Origin of the sequence: Paenibacillus konkukensis, from assembly GCF_023523925.1 — a bacterium.
Taxonomy (GTDB): domain Bacteria; phylum Bacillota; class Bacilli; order Paenibacillales; family NBRC-103111; genus Paenibacillus_S; species Paenibacillus_S doosanensis.
Window position 1 is genome coordinate 5,382,803 of sequence record NZ_CP027059.1, and the last position, 18,159, is coordinate 5,400,961.

Annotated in this window: 11 protein-coding genes and 2 CRISPR repeat arrays; of the genes, 9 read left to right on the forward strand and 2 right to left on the reverse strand. The window is 48.8% G+C overall.

The window, feature by feature from the left end; all coding sequences use genetic code 11:
* Window positions 1-118: 118 nt before the first annotated feature.
* From SK3146_RS23505 to SK3146_RS23515, 3 genes are all read left to right on the forward strand, one after another.
* Entirely contained in the window at window positions 119-748 is a 630-nt protein-coding gene (locus SK3146_RS23505; RefSeq protein ID WP_249861046.1) for a UPF0158 family protein, read from the forward strand.
* A 222-nt stretch (window positions 749-970) separates the two neighbouring features.
* A CRISPR array of direct repeats spans window positions 971-3,074; the repeat unit is 32 nt; unit sequence GTCGCACCCCGCACGGGTGCGTGGATTGAAAT.
* Window positions 3,075-3,209: 135 nt separating this feature from the next.
* Window positions 3,210-4,511, forward strand: a complete 1,302-nt coding sequence (locus tag SK3146_RS23510; protein WP_024982794.1) for an IS1380 family transposase — start codon at window positions 3,210-3,212, stop codon at window positions 4,509-4,511.
* Window positions 4,512-5,696: 1,185 nt separating this feature from the next.
* Complete coding sequence (locus SK3146_RS23515; RefSeq protein ID WP_249861047.1) at window positions 5,697-6,371, forward strand: zinc ribbon domain-containing protein; 675 nt, start codon at window positions 5,697-5,699, stop codon at window positions 6,369-6,371.
* Window positions 6,372-6,467: 96 nt separating this feature from the next.
* Here SK3146_RS23515 and SK3146_RS23520 read toward each other — a convergent pair whose 3' ends face one another.
* Window positions 6,468-7,769, reverse strand: coding sequence for an IS1380 family transposase (locus tag SK3146_RS23520; protein ID WP_249860363.1), 1,302 nt, complete (start codon window positions 7,767-7,769; stop codon window positions 6,468-6,470).
* A 26-nt stretch (window positions 7,770-7,795) separates the two neighbouring features.
* Here SK3146_RS23520 and SK3146_RS23525 point away from each other — a divergent pair, with 26 nt between their 5' ends.
* On the forward strand, window positions 7,796-8,488 hold the full coding sequence (locus SK3146_RS23525; protein WP_249861048.1) for a DUF5780 domain-containing protein: 693 nt from the start codon (window positions 7,796-7,798) through the stop codon (window positions 8,486-8,488).
* Window positions 8,489-8,585: 97 nt separating this feature from the next.
* Here the strand turns inward: SK3146_RS23525 and SK3146_RS23530 are convergent, their stop codons facing one another.
* On the reverse strand, window positions 8,586-9,335 hold the full coding sequence (locus SK3146_RS23530) for a class I SAM-dependent methyltransferase (protein WP_249861049.1): 750 nt from the start codon (window positions 9,333-9,335) through the stop codon (window positions 8,586-8,588).
* A gap of 653 nt (window positions 9,336-9,988) precedes the next feature.
* Window positions 9,989-10,949: a CRISPR direct-repeat array (repeat unit 32 nt; unit sequence GTCGCACCCTGCACGGGTGCGTGGATTGAAAT).
* A 483-nt stretch (window positions 10,950-11,432) separates the two neighbouring features.
* Between SK3146_RS23530 and SK3146_RS23535 the strand changes: the two genes are divergently transcribed.
* The 5 genes from SK3146_RS23535 (at window position 11,433) to SK3146_RS23555 (ending at window position 18,140) form a co-directional block, all read left to right on the forward strand.
* Window positions 11,433-13,238, forward strand: coding sequence for a sensor histidine kinase (locus SK3146_RS23535; protein ID WP_249861050.1), 1,806 nt, complete (start codon window positions 11,433-11,435; stop codon window positions 13,236-13,238).
* On the forward strand, window positions 13,235-14,851 hold the full coding sequence (locus tag SK3146_RS23540; protein WP_249861051.1) for a response regulator: 1,617 nt from the start codon (window positions 13,235-13,237) through the stop codon (window positions 14,849-14,851). The genes SK3146_RS23535 and SK3146_RS23540 overlap by 4 nt, the downstream gene beginning before the upstream one ends.
* Window positions 14,852-14,986: 135 nt before the next feature.
* Complete coding sequence (locus tag SK3146_RS23545; protein WP_434006816.1) at window positions 14,987-15,868, forward strand: carbohydrate ABC transporter permease; 882 nt, start codon at window positions 14,987-14,989, stop codon at window positions 15,866-15,868.
* Complete coding sequence (locus SK3146_RS23550; protein WP_249861052.1) at window positions 15,868-16,701, forward strand: carbohydrate ABC transporter permease; 834 nt, start codon at window positions 15,868-15,870, stop codon at window positions 16,699-16,701. The genes SK3146_RS23545 and SK3146_RS23550 overlap by 1 nt, the downstream gene beginning before the upstream one ends.
* A gap of 140 nt (window positions 16,702-16,841) precedes the next feature.
* Window positions 16,842-18,140, forward strand: a complete 1,299-nt coding sequence (locus SK3146_RS23555) for an ABC transporter substrate-binding protein (protein ID WP_249861053.1) — start codon at window positions 16,842-16,844, stop codon at window positions 18,138-18,140.
* The last annotated feature ends 19 nt before the right edge of the window (window positions 18,141-18,159 follow it).

Consider the following 18,159-nt stretch of genomic DNA (forward strand, 5'->3'; position numbering starts at 1 on the left):
ATGCATACGAGCAGCGATTTGAAGCGATTGTCTCGAACATGCGCGGGGTCGGTTGGAGATTCCGCGATAATCTGGACGATCTTCATGCCCGGTTACAGTGGAAGTAGGGTGAGGAAGCATGAGCGGCAAGAAGAAAAAGAAGCGTAAAGACCAAATTAGCTCAGAGGCGCTTGAACAAGATGAAAATTTTTATTTTATTGCGGGATATACGGCTGGTGGTTTTCCCTATGGAATAACGTGGGAAGAATATGAAATGGATAAAAACGGAAAATCCCACGGAATGAATGATAAAGGGGAGCCTATGAAAGAGCTACAATTGACCAAACAGCAGTTTAAGGAGCTTGTAGATGCTTATGATATCTATGGCGATGACTTTGAGGTCTTCCTCAATATTGAAACAGGCGATGTTGTCACATTACGGGCATTTGACTTGGATGAAGAAGACGAAGAATTAAGCGAGATCATCGACGAAGGGCTCAATGAAATTTATTTTCAGATACCGCAGCGGGAATCTCGTGAAGGGTACGCGGACATGGTTGATTTTGCAGAAACGGTTATGGATACTCGATTACGAACAACCTTGATAAATATACTGAACGGCGGCAAGAAGGTATTCCGACGGTTCAAAGATGCGCTAGCTTCCGATAGTAACGAGATCGAGCGATATTACCGTTTTGTTGAAGAGCGGAATCGGATACGCGTTGTAGATTGGCTGGAGTCCATCGATGTGAACGTAACGTTAGAGTGAGTTATGGCAAGCGGCTGGCTTGTCGATAGCTTTGAAATGGGAAAAAGGTTGGTGCGAATGTGAAGCGAACATGAATTTCCCGGGAGATTCGCACCTGTGCGAAATCGAATGATGTTATCGGATTATAGCGCTGCTTTTATATCTTATGGCTTATTCAATAGATTGGGTGTATTATTAGAGCAAATAAACCTTTTTCAGGGCTATTATTCCTTGAAAATCGGAGTCGCACCCCGCACGGGTGCGTGGATTGAAATGATAAAATATTGCATGGTACCAATAGGGTCCTGCTGGTCGCACCCCGCACGGGTGCGTGGATTGAAATGTCACCCATCTGCCAGAGATGATGGATAATCGCATGTCGCACCCCGCACGGGTGCGTGGATTGAAATAATGGCGTCATCCAAATTGTCAGTGTAAGCATCGTCGTCGCACCCCGCACGGGTGCGTGGATTGAAATAGTCTTGTATTGCTCACGAAACTGCTCCACCTCTTGTCGCACCCCGCACGGGTGCGTGGATTGAAATCATTTATAGGGAGGGTTTTGGGATGAGCAGTACACGTCGCACCCCGCACGGGTGCGTGGATTGAAATCGATCCTGCGCAACTTTCCACATTTCTTGAGCGATAGGTCGCACCCCGCACGGGTGCGTGGATTGAAATTGTGGAGCCAGTCCCAACGCCTGATATACATCCCGTCGCACCCCGCACGGGTGCGTGGATTGAAATATCACCCCAAGTCCTTTAATATTCAGCAGCATTCAGTCGCACCCCGCACGGGTGCGTGGATTGAAATCGATTTAGCTCGGAAAATCAAGCTCGCAGGGTTATCGTCGCACCCCGCACGGGTGCGTGGATTGAAATCTCGACATGCTCCAGCTTCGTTACGATGATGAGGTCGCACCCCGCACGGGTGCGTGGATTGAAATCTTGGGAGACTCCACCCCCCAAGGACTACCGACGTCGCACCCCGCACGGGTGCGTGGATTGAAATGAAGAAATCGATATGAACTTTGGAGAATTTGCCGGTCGCACCCCGCACGGGTGCGTGGATTGAAATCTGAATCCGTTGGCGAAAGTCAAGAATGTACCTAAGGTCGCACCCCGCACGGGTGCGTGGATTGAAATCAGCATAGTAGGTAACTCCTGATAAACCCAATTAGCGTCGCACCCCGCACGGGTGCGTGGATTGAAATCAATCCTTTACGGCCAAGATGTTAATATTCGGATCGTCGCACCCCGCACGGGTGCGTGGATTGAAATAAACAACTCATTCTTGTTGCAATTAACACACGGCATGTCGCACCCCGCACGGGTGCGTGGATTGAAATTTCCCTTCCGACTCAAAGATGTAGTCCTTGCATCCGTGTCGCACCCCGCACGGGTGCGTGGATTGAAATCCAATACCAAAAATTATGCCAGCCCGGGGGAACCCCGTCGCACCCCGCACGGGTGCGTGGATTGAAATTTGCTGGCATCTTCGGAACAAGCTTGTTGATGTCGTCGCACCCCGCACGGGTGCGTGGATTGAAATGTCTGCTCATCCAGGCTCAAGTTGTCGTCCATGGTGTCGCACCCCGCACGGGTGCGTGGATTGAAATTGACGTTTTCGGCGGCAACATAAAGGAGCCATCCGTCGCACCCCGCACGGGTGCGTGGATTGAAATTACTTGACTTGTAAACGAATGTAAAATGTAAAATGTCGCACCCCGCACGGGTGCGTGGATTGAAATTTACCTCCGCTTTCGAAATCGATCAAGCCCTTGGCGTCGCACCCCGCACGGGTGCGTGGATTGAAATGACAAAACACGTGTCCACTCTGAATGGACATTGAGTCGCACCCCGCACGGGTGCGTGGATTGAAATTATAGGTTGATGTTTTTCTCTTAAGAATACAAAAGGTCGCACCCCGCACGGGTGCGTGGATTGAAATCCGTACCGTTTACTCTCCTGGCACAGGTATTCAGTCGCACCCCGCACGGGTGCGTGGATTGAAATACAACGACCGCCGCATCTTCGCGGGTGATCGGTCGTCGCACCCCGCACGGGTGCGTGGATTGAAATCTCGCAATCATCAATCAAGTCACCCGTCTTAAGGTCGCACCCCGCACGGGTGCGTGGATTGAAATCGGACTAGAGCCGGATACTGACTACACCGTTACGTCGCACCCCGCACGGGTGCGTGGATTGAAATCATTCCTGAACGCCGTAGCTATCTGGATGCAATTTCGTCGCACCCCGCACGGGTGCGTGGATTGAAATCACCAGCAGTACCAAGTGGTGTTGAAGCTGTGGCTGTCGCACCCCGCACGGGTGCGTGGATTGAAATTACGAGAAGAACACGGGAAATATCATCCTGAATTTCGAAAGTACTGCGCATTAAAAACATAAAAAGGGCTCCAAATCTTTGGTAGAATGGTGTTTGTCCAGGACAACATCACCCAAAGAGAGGAGCACCTTTTAGGTGAAGTCTACCACACCGGTCAGCAAAATCAAGAGCGAATTTTCGCTGCAGAACGCCACGAGTTTCGGCGGCGTCAAAATCTTTTTGGCCTATCTCGAAAAAATCAAGCTCGCCGAGGCCATGCAGCGCCTTTCCGGCGGCAAAGCGCACAACGCCATTTTTCCTGTTCATCGCATCCTGCTCTATCTAATGGTTGGCTGGATGCTGGGCTGCGGGCGTATTTTTCATTTCCGCAAGTTACAGCACGATGTGTTGCTTTGTCGTTTTCTGGGAGGCCGTCTGCCGCATCACAGTTTGCTGTACAAGGAGCTCGCGCGTCTGGGCAGATCCTGCCCGCAGCTCCCGACGGAACTGCGCAAGCTGAATATGGAAATCATTCATCTCTGCTTGCCGTCCAAGCCAATCCTTGATCTGGACTCCTCGGTGGAGACGGTATACGGGGAGCAGGCCGGCGCGGCCAAAGGCACCAATCCGCATAAGCCCGGACGAAACAGCTACCATCCGTTGCTGGCTTTTGAAGGGCAAACCCACTTGAATCTGAATGCGAGGCTTCGCCCCGGCAACACGCATTCTTCAACCGACGCAATCGACTTTTTGCAGCAAACCTTCGCACTGCTCGGCGAGCGCCAAGTGGCGTACGCCCGGTTCGACAAAGGCTTTGGCGGCGAGGATTTCTACCAACTGTGGGAAGGCCGCAAGATCGGTTACGTCGGCAAAATGAAATGGACCAAACGCCTCGCAAGCGACGTGGCGGCTTGTCGCTACTGGACGCGCTATGTCGACGAGGACTGGATCATCGAGGGCATCACTTTGATTTACAAAGCTACGTCCTGGAAAAAGCCCCGTCGCGTAGCGGTCATTCGTAAGACGCAAGTCTGCGAAGACGGTCAAGGCCGCATCGTATTCGACGAGGACTGGCAGTATGAAGCGATTGTAACCAACCTGGAGTGGGAACCAATTGACCTATGGCGCTTTTACAACCAGCGTTGCTGCATGGAAAATTACATCAAAGAGGCGAAAGACGGTTTTTCCATGGACCGGATCGCGACCAGTGATTTTGAAGCGAATGAAGTCGATCTGCTGATCAAGTTGCTGGCCTACAATTTGTTCGAACGCTTTAAGCGCGATTGTTGCGAACCGATGCATCAGGGTTATACGATTGCAAGATTCCGACTGGAGTTCTTTCATTGCGCGGCGACGCTTGTTCGGCATAGTCGCGCGGTCGTGCTCAAGCTGATCAAGGATTTCGACGGTCGTCATGCATGGAAACGAATCGAAGCCAAAGTGGTTCAATTGGAGTGACGGCTTCCAACATTTCACATGGAAAACAACAATGCCCCTTTTCTGGGGAGGGGGGAGTTATCCCCATGTGGATATTGGTTTCAAAATTTCGCTGGTCCCACTCCCACTTATTCACAGTTGTTGATCCGCTCCTGGATGATCGCCACCGCATTCTTATGCGCTTTCGAAATTCAGGATCATATACATCTGTCGCACCCCGCACGGGTGCGTGGATTGAAATCTGCTGTTCGTCGTGCCGGAGCCGTCCACGTTCATGTCGCACCCCGCACGGGTGCGTGGATTGAAATGACATATCCGCTACCGCTATGATACCCGGACGGGTCGCACCCCGCACGGGTGCGTGGATTGAAATTTGGATTGTCCCGCAGCGCGGGCAGCTAAATACTGTCGCACCCCGCACGGGTGCGTGGATTGAAATAGCGCTAGAGTTATTGGGGATACCGGAACTAGTGTAGTCGCATCCCAAGTTCTGGCTGAAAGGGCAGTATGTAGACATTCCCTTCATTTCGACCCTTTAACTTATCCTTACGATCAACTTTATCGGACACTAGGCATTCCTGAAGAGAAGGACTGGTGCTCTTGTTCGTTATTTCGGTCATAACGCAGATGGTTTAATTTACGAATGACAGGCATCATCTGTTCTACCGCGATATCCCGTTTGACCCGGACGTTTCGAATTTGTTGTCCATCCTCACCATGTAAGGACCGCTCTATTCGACTGAACTGAGCGATTTCCATACCCAGCTCCAATCTTCATAGAATAACGGATAACCTTTTTATTGTTTTCGAGCCGCGCGGGGCTAACAACCGTGCGGTTTTTGTCATTTTGGGGCAAGAGGGGGCTGCGAGCAGTGTGCAAGCGGAAATTGTGTCAGGTCGAAGGCTCACAAGCATACGTTACCATAGCCAAGGTTATCGTATTAATTTTTGGCGGCTCCTTATGAATTCCACACTATTAAAGCCATAGACGAGTATTTTCGCCAAATTTCCCGGCACGACGATCTCAAATGGTTAATGGAACTGCTTCCCGGATATGCTGCATCGAAATGGGGAATATTTCAATATCACTTTAAACAAAACAGTGACTTTTGGATTATATTTGTTAATATTTTACTGGTCGTATAGTCCTACTTTAGATTAAAATAAGAAAAAAATGTAATATTTGGAGTAGTAGGAGGTATTAGTTTGAAGACGTGTAAGAAATGCGGAAATGAAGTGCTCGGAGATGATATTGTATTTTGCAGCAAGTGCGGAACGAAAATTTTAACTCATAAAGCTACAAGTCCGGTAAAGAGGAAGAAATTCGTTATTCTCAGCAGTGTTGGTATGGGCGTTCTCATTGTAATAGGGGTGACCTTGCTACTACTGAATACTCCTTCTGCTAAATTCAAAAATGCAGTTTTAGCGAATCAATATTCGGATGCTATTACCGTCTATAATCAAAAAATCAAGGGGAATTCGGAAAAGGAAAAGGAAGCAGAAAGCTTTATCCAAGAGGAATTGAATACAATCAATCAGGATTTCAAGACCAATAAAATCGATTATCAGAAAGCTACCACTGCATTAGACACCATCAAAAAATTAGAATTGCTTAAAGCGGACGTAGAAGCGGCAGTGAATAATATCAATAAACTTAATGATTCAAGAACTTCTTTTAAAAAAGGTCAGGAATTCATTGCTAATAAAAATCTAAAAGATGGAATAAGCGAGCTGAAAAAAGTAGTTACAGACGATGAGAATTATGCCAAGGCGCAAGAATTGATCTCTACCAATACACTTGAACCTGAATTTCGAAAGCGCATAAGAATGCGGCGGAAAATTTCGATGAGCGGTTCACTGAAAGTAAAAAAATGGAGATAGTGCCAGCGGGATTTGAACGACTTAGCCACATGAGGATAAGTGCCCCCTCCCCAGTGAAGAGGCACTTTCGTTTTCCATGTGAAATGTTGGGAAGTGTCATTCTAATTGAACCACTTTAGCTTCGATACGCTTCCAAGCGTGTTGGTTGCCAAAATCCTTGATCAGCTTGAGCACAACTGATCGACTGTGCCGAACGAGCGTTGCTGCGCAATGAAAAAACTCCAAGCGGAATCTGGCAATCGTATAGCGCTGATGTACCGGTTCGCAGCAATCGCTTTTGAAGCGTTCGAACAAGTTGTAGGACAGCAGCTTAATCAGGAGGTCGAGCGTGTTGGCTTCAAATTCGCTGGTGGCGATGCGGTCCATGGAAAAGCCGTTCTTCGCTTCCTTAATGTAGTTTTCCATACAGCAGCGCTGGTTGTAGAAGCGCCACAAATCAATCGGTGCCCATTCCAGATTGGTTACAAGGGCTTCATACTGCCAGTCCTCATCGAACACAATGCGCCCTTGGCCGTGTTCGAACACCTGGGTTTTGCGAATAATCGCTATACACCGAGACTTTGTCCAAGACGTCGCTTTGTAGATTAGGGTAATGCCTTCGATGATCCACTCTTCGTCGACATAGCGAGTCCAATAGCGGCAGGCCCGAACTTCTTTAGCCAGACGCTTTGTCCACTTGAGTTTGCCGACATAGCCAATGTTGTTGCTTTCCCAAAGTCGGTAGAAGTCTTCGCCGCCGAAGCCCTTGTCAAATCGGGCATACTTCACTTTGCGTTCGCCGAGCAGATCGAAAGTTTGTTTTAGAAAGTCAGCGGCGTTCGTAGAAGAGTGCGTGTTACCTGGCCGCAGGACGGCATTCAGATTCAAGCGGGATTTTCCTTCAAAGGCCAGCAGTGGATGGTAACTTTTTCGTCCGGGCTTGTGCGGATTCGTGCCCTTGGCCGCGCCGGCTTGATCGCCGTAGACCGTTTCCACCGTGGAATCCAGATCGAGAATAAGGCCATGGGGCAAGCAAGGTGCGATGATCCCTTGATTCAGCTTCCGCAGTTCATCCGGCAGTGATGGACACGACCGGCCAAGTCTCCCAAGCTCCTTATACAGCAAGCTATGATGCGGTAGGCGACCGCCAAGAAAGCGACGGAGCAGCGCATCGTGCTGCAGTTTGCGGAAATGAAACATTCGCTCGCAACCGAGCGTCCAACCAATGATGAGATAGAGCAGGATGCGATGAACAGGGAAAATGGCGTTGTGCGCTTTACCACCGGAGAGGTCCTGCATGGCCTCGGCGAGCTTGATTTTTTCAAGATAGGCCAGGAAGATTTTGACGCCTCCGAAACTCGTGGCGTTTTGTAGCGAAAATTCACTCTTGATTTTGCTGACGTCTGTGGTAGACTTCATCTAAAGGGTGCTCCTCTCTTTGGGTGATGTTGTCTTCGCAAACACCATTCTACCAAAGATTTGGAGCCCTTTTTATATTTTTAGACGATCGTACTTTCGAAATTCAGGTTGAATATAAAGCCGCCTCCTTACAAGAAGCTGAGCAGTTATCCAGCAATACTGATTATGAAAAAGCAATCGGCATTTTAAGTGATACATTGGTTCTCTTGCCCAATGATTCGGATATTTCCGCCAAAAAAGCCAGTTATGAAAAATTGAATGAAGAAAAGAAAGCAATGGAACGAAAGAAGAAAATGGAAGAAACGAAAGCGAGTCAAGAAGTGGTTGTTGAAAAAGCAGGTATTATTGTTCAAGATAGCAGATATAAAGCATTGTATCCTGATATACTTCAAGTCATTGTCCGTAACAATTCCGATAAGACAGTAAAGAACATGAAGGTTTCATTTTTAGGTTATGATACAAACGGGTTACCAATTAAGATTAAATCGCAATTCAGTTTTACGGATGCCCCCTTTGAGTATGTTGGTAATGCTGAAAATGTTAATATTGTTTCCAAAGCGACTTTTGGAGAAGACAAAGGCTGGAGACTCGATGAATCTCATGGGATTAAAACGGTAATTTCATGTGTAAAAGAAGTGGAGTATTATGATGGTACTAAGTGGACAAATCCCTATTACGAATATTGGGTGGATGAATACAAAGAAAAACCTCTGCATTGAACGATCAACGGTTAGTGGGTTGTACTTGGTTAACACTATCTAAAAAAGAAGGATACCCGATTAACGAGTATCCTGTTTGCATCTGGTATTACATTATCTATAGTTTGGCCATGATGATAAAGCGTTCCGAGTTGGTTCTAATCCCTTTTTCCGTTTGATTCTCCTTAATAAATTGTCGGAGTATCTGGAAATCGATCTCAGTCCGTCCAAAGTCGGGAATAATGGGAGTGTGTTTTAGTAAAAAAATCAGATCTTCAGCTGTTTGGTAATATTCGATAACATTAAACTCAAATGACCGAATGTCGCTAAAGCCCGCTTCGCTTAGTTCAGTCATATATTGATGCTTTAATGTACCTGCCTTTGTTCCAAAAGCCTGTCCTCTTCCAAACGCTTCTTTTATATTCGATTTATCGTTTTCGCTTACTTGCTGAGTGAGGAATGAACCATCCTTCATTAATACTTTTGCGACTTCTTTAGCATAGAATTCCGAATTTCTGCACGAGACAACATTAAAAAAGTTATCAGGAAAATCCAAATTCTCAGCATTCATCTTTAGAAAGCGTACATTAGGTAAGCCTGATATAGCCCAATTTTTAGTTGCAGTTTCAATCATTCCCGTGGACTGGTCAATCCCAATCAGGAGTAGTGCAGAATCAGCGATCGATAAAATCGCTTCCCCGCCGCCAGTGCCAATGTCAAGCAATATATCCGATTTCTTGCAAACGCTCGTTACTTCACGATACAAATCCCATTTGGTCCCTTCAGAAACGCATTTCACATTGCTGAAATCCCAACCGTTTACTTTTCCGACTTTATTATAAAACTCTTTATATTCTAATGGATTCAATGTTATTCCACCTTCCAATGAGGATGAGAAGCAGACCGATATCATTCGATGTTCTTAGCTTCATGAAACCAAAAGGGCAGACTGCCCCCTTAGCGGCTGGTACGCGTTTTTTCCAGCCCGAAGACTAAATATCTCGAACGATACGGAAAGACATCCATTTCACCTCATTTGAAAGATTGTTTTAATTATATTCCGAAGAGGAGGGGCAATCAATAAGCAAAAACATTTTATGAATATGTTTCACTGAGCGTAGTGGATGGAAGAATTTTCTTGAATGGTTACTCAAAGTCAGCCCCTTCTATTGGAACATTCATTTACTTTAACGCGGAAGAGGATTGTAATGTTTATGGTTTGGCCGCGGGAATGCCGCAGTATCGTGGAGGATTTTTCCTGCTTTTCATTGTGGAAAATACATGCGCCGCGAAGCTGGACGCGAAAGCGAATGGGACTTGTAATGCTGCTGACTCAGCCGCTAGATCGTGGTGCGAATGTGAAGCGAACATGAATTTCCCGGGGGATTCGCACCTGTGCGAAATCGAATGGTGCTATCGGATTATAACGATGCTTCTATATCTTATGGCTTATTCAGTAGATTGGGTGTATGATTAAACCAAATAAACCTTTTTCAGGGTTAATATTCCTTGAAAATCGGAGTCGCACCCTGCACGGGTGCGTGGATTGAAATGCTAAAATACCGATCGACGATACCCGGTCAGTCAGGTCGCACCCTGCACGGGTGCGTGGATTGAAATTTGCATCGCCGCCGTGTTCGCGCCTCCGCTACCAAGTCGCACCCTGCACGGGTGCGTGGATTGAAATCGTTGCCCTTATATTAACACAAACATCCGTTCGTGGTCGCACCCTGCACGGGTGCGTGGATTGAAATGACTCATGGTAAGCGGCCTTGCTCAGAAGTCTTTGTCGCACCCTGCACGGGTGCGTGGATTGAAATGATATAGACGTGACGAACTGGGTCACACCACGCAAGGTCGCACCCTGCACGGGTGCGTGGATTGAAATCTTGGATGCCGCGTTTTCCAGAAGAAGAGCGGCCGTCGCACCCTGCACGGGTGCGTGGATTGAAATTATGAGAATGGAACATTCGTCACCGGTGCTGACGTCGCACCCTGCACGGGTGCGTGGATTGAAATGCTGCCGACTCCCGGTACTGGTCATACCGCAGATGGTCGCACCCTGCACGGGTGCGTGGATTGAAATCAATGTGCTGCCCGCGGGGATGTCGGCCACGATCCACGTCGCACCCTGCACGGGTGCGTGGATTGAAATAAAGCGTATATCAAACAACTCTTTTAATTGCGAGTCGCACCCTGCACGGGTGCGTGGATTGAAATACGATAGACGCCTTATTTGTAGACGCAGCTAACGTCGCACCCTGCACGGGTGCGTGGATTGAAATACAGATGCTGACGATCTCCCATGCTCTTTTGTCGTCGCACCCTGCACGGGTGCGTGGATTGAAATTTCCTCGCCAGCTCCGTATATGCCGCCGCACCATGGTCGCACCCTGCACGGGTGCGTGGATTGAAATTGCGGACTGGATGGAGTAACGATTATGCAAGCCGTCGCACCCCGCACGGATGCGCGGATTTAAATGGCGCCACTTTTTAATCTGAGCGTAACGTTAGACTGAGTTATGACAAGTATCATTGGACGAAGGACGCGGAGTTATTCTATAAAAATGAATTTAGCCGTGCTTTACCAATTTTGGAGAGAGACAAGGGAGGAAGAATCCTCGTCGGCTCCAGAGGAACTAGCCATTATAGCAAACCGCATATGGCAAAAGATATTTAACTCATTATTATTTGAAAATAATCCCCTCTACGGGTAACATCAACTTCGCCGTGGGAGGGGTTTTTTTATGTGCATTTCTTTTTCGTCCACTATAAATGTAAATATATGTAAAAAAGTCTGGGCCGTTCATCTCTCCAATCCGCACTTTCGCGGGAGATTTCTTGGTATATTTTACATTAACGTTATAAAGTAATAAGATTCTTGTTGGCTTCTTGACTTTGGCCCATTTGTGATATAGTAAATAGTAAATTGAAGACAGCATGAGAAGCGAAAGAGGTGGCTGTAGTGCGATATTTTCGAAACAGCATCAGGCGCAAGCTGGTCGTGTTACTGCTGGCGTCGACGATTGTGCCCATTGTGTTTTCCATTGTAGTCTCATACAGCTATACGAAAAACTCCCTCAAGCAGCAGGCAATAGAGCAAAATACGCGGCTGATCAACGAAACGAGAACCAATGTGCTGAATTACTTGGGACTTGTTTCCAATTCCTCGTTATCCATTTATTCGACGGTTTCATTGGACAGTCTGCTGACAAGCGGGTTCACCGATTATCAGAACGATTCCTACCTTTTTACGATCATGCAAATCGTGTCCCGCTCTGTCAGTGATATTTACCAAGTGTACTTAAGCGTGAATGAAACGCAGCGCGCTTACTTGCTCCACCAAAACAATTTCAATCAGGGGGCCGTCCGCTACCAGCCCGATCTGCCGGAAAATATGAAACCGTATACGTTATACACGGAATCAACCCATTTAAGCCACAATTATGGCATCGCCCAGTCGCTGCCGGTTACCCCGGAGCTGGTATTTACGATCCATCGCCCGATATTCCGTGTGCCCAGCAATGAACGGCTCGGGTTATTATCCATCGACATTCGGCTTGATGCGCTAAGCAAATTGTGTTCGCAGTTGTTTGATGCGGACCAACACGATTTGTATATTCTGGACGATTCGGGAAAAGTCGTTTATGCGGCGGATACCGCGGAAATCGGGAACATGCCTCAGGTGGACTGGATGAAGCGGATTGTCGGCAGCGAAGGCGACTCCGGGTACCTCGAATGGAACCAATCCGAGTTTTCCGGAATTATGGTATACAGCAAGATCAAGACTCCTTATTTGCATTGGACGATTGTGAAGCGCATCCCCGACTTTCGGCTGTACAAATACGCGCGCGATTTGACATGGATTAATATGATCGTGGCAACGTGCTTTCTGCTGGTCGCCATAGCCGCGACCCTGATCGTATCTTTGCAGCTGACCAAACCGCTCAAGCAGTTGATCTCTCATATTAGCAAAATTCAGGCAGGGCAGCTGGACGCTACGATGCCGATCGAACGTTCGGACGAGATTGGGATCGTGGCCAGACGGTTTCAGACGATGATGGATACGATCAACGATTTGTATTTGCGGGAATATCGGCTGAACCTGGCTAATAAAACGAATCAGTTAAACATGCTGCAGGCGCAGATCAACCCGCATTTTATCAACAACGCTTTGCAGTCGATCGGCCATTCCGCTCTGGAAAGCAATGCGCCTAAGGTGTATATGCTGGTTTCTTCGCTGGGGCAGATGATGCATTACAGCATGAACACGCAAGAAACGGTCGTACCGTTGTCCAGGGAACTGGAGCACGTCAAATATTACTGCGCATTGCAGATGCAAAGATTCGAAGACAAACTTCAGGTCTGCTTTGATATCCCCAAGGAGACGTTCAACATATCCGTACCGAAAATGATTGTGCAGCCCCTTGTCGAGAACTATTTCAAGCATGGGTTCGACGGTCAAACCGAAGGGGGCGGCACGTTGAAGGTGGGAGCTCGGCTGGAGGAGAATTCGCTGATCTTGTGGGTGGAAGACAACGGGATCGGTGTAGCGGATGCGCGTTTGGACGAGCTGCGCAAGCATTTGTTCCGTGTGGACCCGGGTGAAGAACGATGGGGGGACAGCATTGGACTGATCAACGTGCTGGAACGCCTCAGGTTGTATTACGGCGACCAAAGCATGATGGAGCTATCGGGAATCGAACCGCACGGTTTTAAAGTGCGACTGACCATACCTTTACAAGAAACGGGCGAGGGGGGACTATCATGAAAGTGCTTATTGTAGACGATGAAACGCATGTGCGCAGCACGATTCGCATGTTGGCCGATTGGAATGCTTTGCAGGTAGACGACATTCTGGAGGCGGATAACGGCGCGGAAGCGGTTCGCCTTATTATGGCGGAGCAGCCGCAGGTCGTACTTACGGATATTATGATGCCGCTTCGAAACGGGCTTGAACTGATGGAATGGATGGATTCTCACGCGCCGACGTGCAAAAAAATAGTGATCAGCGGATATAGCGATTTCGAATATGTGCGGCAGACGATGAAGTATGGCGGTACGGATTATTTGCTGAAACCGATTGTTCCAAGTCAATTGCAGGAGGCTATGCAGAGGGCGGTTGACGCCTGGCGGGAAGAAGAACGTAAACGTCGTCAAGACCATACGTACAGCCAGGAGGCTGAGGCGCTTAAAGATCTGCGTCGCGACAAGCTGCTGTCCAATCTGATGGTGGAGCCGGGAGGGTATGCGGGCGACGTTGCAGCGCTCCCGGAGCTATATCCGGCGCTTCGCCGTGCAAGCGCTTGCCGTGCCGCCGTGCTACGGTTCGAATTCATGGAACGCAACATTCGCGAACGGTACGGCTCAGATAAAGGCGCGCTTGTATTTGCGTTAATCGGCATCTGCAACGATACGCTGCATGCCGCCCGAATGGGTACCGCCTTCCGGAATTTGAACAGCAAACATGAGATTGGCATGCTGCTGTGGGAAAGTCTGGAGCAAACCGAAGCGGTCGTCTCCGGCATAAGCCGGGAAATCGCCCGCCGTCTGCAGACGTGCTTCGACATCGGCATCGGGCTGGCGCTGCCGTTTCCTGACGGCCTCCAGGAAGCGTATTCACAGGCGCGGAAGGCACTTCTTCAGCGCAATTTGCTGGACCGCCGGACAAGGCTCCATACATTTCGCAGAGAAGCGGAGATGCGGCTTGGAACGCTGCGTTTCGGCGAATTTGAGGAAAAAATCAGCCTGGCGTTAAAGAGCGGAAGAAGCGGGCAGCTGGCCGGCGCGCTGCAGGAATGGTTCAACGAGCTGAACCGAATGGAGACGATCTCCTTGCAGCAGTTGGAATTGTGGCAGAATGAATTCAACGTGTTAATGGTCCGCTGGACCGAAGCGTTTTTCCAGGAAGGCGAGTCCGGACCGGAGCTGCCGCCGGAATCGATTCAATTCCGCTCGATTCCGATTGACGACGAGGGAACGTTCTCGCTGGTGTTGTTCCAGGAGCGGGTTTCCAACCATTTGCACGCGCTGCTGGAAACGTTCCTGATCATGAAAGCGCAAAGCGGGCATACGATGCATGATATTGCCAAGTATATCCAGGCCAATTACCAGAAAAATATTACGCTGCAGGATATCTCCGCGCAGTTTCATTTAAACCGGGAGTACATTTCCCGTAAATTCAAGATGGAGCTGAAGGAAAATGTCATTGATTACTTGAACCGGGTTCGGATTGATAAAGCCAAGATGCTGCTGCTCAACCCGCATGTCAAAATCGCCGAGGCGGCCCGGCAAGTCGGGTATCAGGATGAAAAATATTTCAGCAGGGTATTCAAAAAATGGGAGGGCCTGTCGCCAAAGGAATTCAGATCCCGACTGGAGTAAGCTTGATCCGCCTGCTCCGCACCAAGCCGAAGCAAAATTGTCCACCAATCTCAACAATTTTCTGTGTGGGAATAGCGCTTTAACGCCGCTATAATCGCACTATAACTTCATTGTGGAGAAAGGAGAGGCTTCAACGTGCGGAAATGGTTACTGACCAACTGGATGCAGGAAATCATTTTTTTAGGCCCGGCTGTGCTTGTGTATATGCTGATTATCGCCTTGCCGTTTGTGCTGAATGTGTATTATTCGTTTACGAGCTGGAACGGCGTTTCGGGAAACATAAGCTGGGTAGGGCTGGATAATTTCATTTATGTGCTGAAGAAGGACGCCAATTTTGGACACGCTTTCTGGTTTACGGCCCGCTTTACCGTGGCGGTTGTCGCGCTGACCAATCTTGTCGGTTTTCTGCTTGCTTATGCGCTGACCCATGCTTTCAAAACCCGCAAGCTGCTGCGGACGGTTTTTTTCGTGCCCAATGTGCTGGGGGGGTTGCTGCTCGGATTTATTTGGCAGTTCATCTTTGTGCAAGGCTTTGCCGCCATCGGCCGAATGACGCATAGCGCCTTTTTCGAATTGCCTTGGCTTGGCACGGAGAATACGGCATTCTGGGCGCTTGTCGTCGTATTTTTGTGGCATGGAGCCGGATATGTGATGGTCATCTATATTGCCGGGCTGACCAATGTGCCTAAAGATATGATCGAAGCGGCGACCATCGACGGCGCGAATCGCTTGCAGGTGCTAAGAAGCATTATTTTGCCTCTAATTATGCCGATTACGACAGTATGTTTGTTCCTGACGATTTCATGGGCGTTTAAAATGTTCGACATTAATTTTTCGCTGACCAAAGGCGGCCCGTTTAATTCGACGGAGTCGGTAGCGATGAATATTTACAACGAAGCTTTCGTTAACAACAACTATGGCTTGGGTACGGCCAAGGCGCTCCTCTTTTTTGTGGCGGTGGCGGTAATTACCGCTTTGCAGGTGTCGATCACGAAGCGCAAGGAGGTCGATCTCTAATGAACTCGGAGACATATTCCTGGCGGATGGCGCTGGTCGAGCTGCTGCTGATTGCGGTCGCTTTGTTGTTTCTCGCTCCCTTTTACTTTGTTCTGGTGAACTCGCTTAAAGACTTTGCCGAGCTGCTGGTCAATGCGGCCAGTTGGCCGAAATCATGGAAATGGGACAATTTCACCCATGCCTGGAAAGTGCTGCGTTTCGCTACGACGCTGAAAAATTCCCTGCTCATTACTGTTTTCGGGAATATTGGGATTGTGCTGATGGCGGCGATGGCTTCTTATCGGCTCGTACGCAAGTCAGGTAAAATCCATCTTGTGCTTATGGGCATGTTTATGATGGCGATGGTCATCCCCTTTCAGGCGATCATGATTCCGCTGGTCAAGGTAGCTTCGTGGCTGCACCTGGTTAACAGCATTCCTGGAATCGTGATTTGTTATTGCGGCTTGGGCGTATCGTTTTCCATCTTTTTGTTCCAGGGCTTTGTCCGTTCCATTCCGCTGGAGATCGAGGAATCGGCCACTGTGGACGGTTGTTCGCCATATGGCGTATTTTGGCGCATCGTCTTTCCGCTGCTGAAGCCGATGACGGTAACCATTGTGCTGCTGAACAGCTTGTGGATGTGGAACGACTTTTTGCTGGCGCTGATTATGCTTCAGAACAAACAGCTGCATACGATTCAAATTGCTATCAACTCGTTATTCGGCGAGTACACGAATCAATGGGATCTCGCGCTCGCTGCACTTGTGATGAGCATGGCTCCGCTGATCGTCTTTTTCCTTTCCTTGCAGAAGCATATTATCGAGGGCATTACGGCCGGGGCGGTCAAAGGTTAACGGCGTATGTGAATCGGGACGCGGGGCGCAATCAATTCCATCCACCTGATTGGTCAAACCTATGAGTGTCCCGATGAACGGCCGTTCAAATATAATGAATATTGTAAAAAATGCGACAATAAAAAAGGGAGGGTTTTTCGATGAAACGTATATTGACGACAGCTTCTGCAGTTCTTTTGCTCGCTTCCGTGACTGCCGGTTGCGCAAGCGGAGAGCAGAAGCCGGCCCAAGGAACGGGCGCAGAAAACGCAAGCCAGGCCAAAAAAGCTGTAACGATCAAGATTTTTCAGGGCAAGGTGGAAATTTCCGAAGCGTTAAACAAGCTCAAGGAGGAATATGAGAAGTCTCACCCCGGCGTAAAGCTGGATGTGGAGACCGTGATCGGAACCGACTACAACACAGCGCTCAAAACGAAGTTTGCCGCAGGAGAAATGCCGGACATCTTTAATAACGAAGGCTTCCGGCAGCTCGAAGTTTGGCAGGATCAGCTGGAAGATTTGTCCGATCAGCCTTGGGTGAAAGATGAGTACGATTTCGCCAAAAAACCGATGGTCAAGGACGGCAAGGTATACGGCATGCCGGTTGATATCGAAGGTTATGGCATCGTTTACAACAAGGATCTGTTTGCCAAAGCCGGAGTTACGACATTGCCGAAAACGCTGTCAGAATTGGAGCAAGTCAGCAAAAAGCTGCAGGACAGCGGCGTAACGCCGTTCGTCAATATGTTCCAGGTATGGTCGAGTCTCGGCAGACAGTTTTTTAACAATCCGGTGGCCAAGCAGCCCGATCCCGACGCATTCATTAAAGGGCTTAACGACGGTTCAGCCAAATTCCCCGGCAACCCGCTGTTTGCCGATGCGGTCAACATGCTGGACGTGATTGTGAAATACGGAAACAAAAATCAGATGACAACGGATTACAACAACCTGATTGCCACGTTCGGCAATGGCCAGGCGGCCATGATGCAAAGCGGGAACTGGACGCTTCCGCTGATCCAGAAGGTCAATCCGAACATTAACGTCGGCTTGATGCCGATGCCGATTAACGATGATGTCGCCTTAAACGACAAGGTGTTTGTGGACGTGCCGAACAACTGGGTCATCAGCAAAGATTCGAAGGTAAAAGCCGAAGCGAAGGAGTTTCTGAACTGGCTTGTCACATCGGATGTGGGCAGAAACTACATTACGAAGGAATTTAAGTTTATTCCTGCCTTTACGAGCTTCGAGGCCGATCCGGTATCGGTAGGGAGCACGGGCCAGGATGTGATGAAATATGTGAAGGATAACAAGGTTCTGGGCTGGCATTGGCCGAAATACCCGGACGGGGCCGCTCAGGAGATCGCTTCGACGCTGCAGAAATATGTCGGCAACAAGCTGAACCGCGACCAGCTACTCAATGAAATACAGACGGTATGGGAAAGCAAAGCGAAGCAGAAGTAATCCGGCGGAACGGAAAACG

Coding starts and splice junctions, on each gene's coding strand:
- SK3146_RS23540 (WP_249861051.1), top strand. CDS start 13,235: ATGAAAGTGCTTATTGTAGACGATGAAACGCATGTGCGCAGCACGATT.
- SK3146_RS23555 (WP_249861053.1), top strand. CDS start 16,842: ATGAAACGTATATTGACGACAGCTTCTGCAGTTCTTTTGCTCGCTTCC.
- SK3146_RS23550 (WP_249861052.1), top strand. CDS start 15,868: ATGAACTCGGAGACATATTCCTGGCGGATGGCGCTGGTCGAGCTGCTG.
- SK3146_RS23520 (WP_249860363.1), bottom strand. CDS start 7,769: ATGAAGTCTACCACAGACGTCAGCAAAATCAAGAGTGAATTTTCGCTA.
- SK3146_RS23525 (WP_249861048.1), top strand. CDS start 7,796: ATGTTGTCTTCGCAAACACCATTCTACCAAAGATTTGGAGCCCTTTTT.
- SK3146_RS23505 (WP_249861046.1), top strand. CDS start 119: ATGAGCGGCAAGAAGAAAAAGAAGCGTAAAGACCAAATTAGCTCAGAG.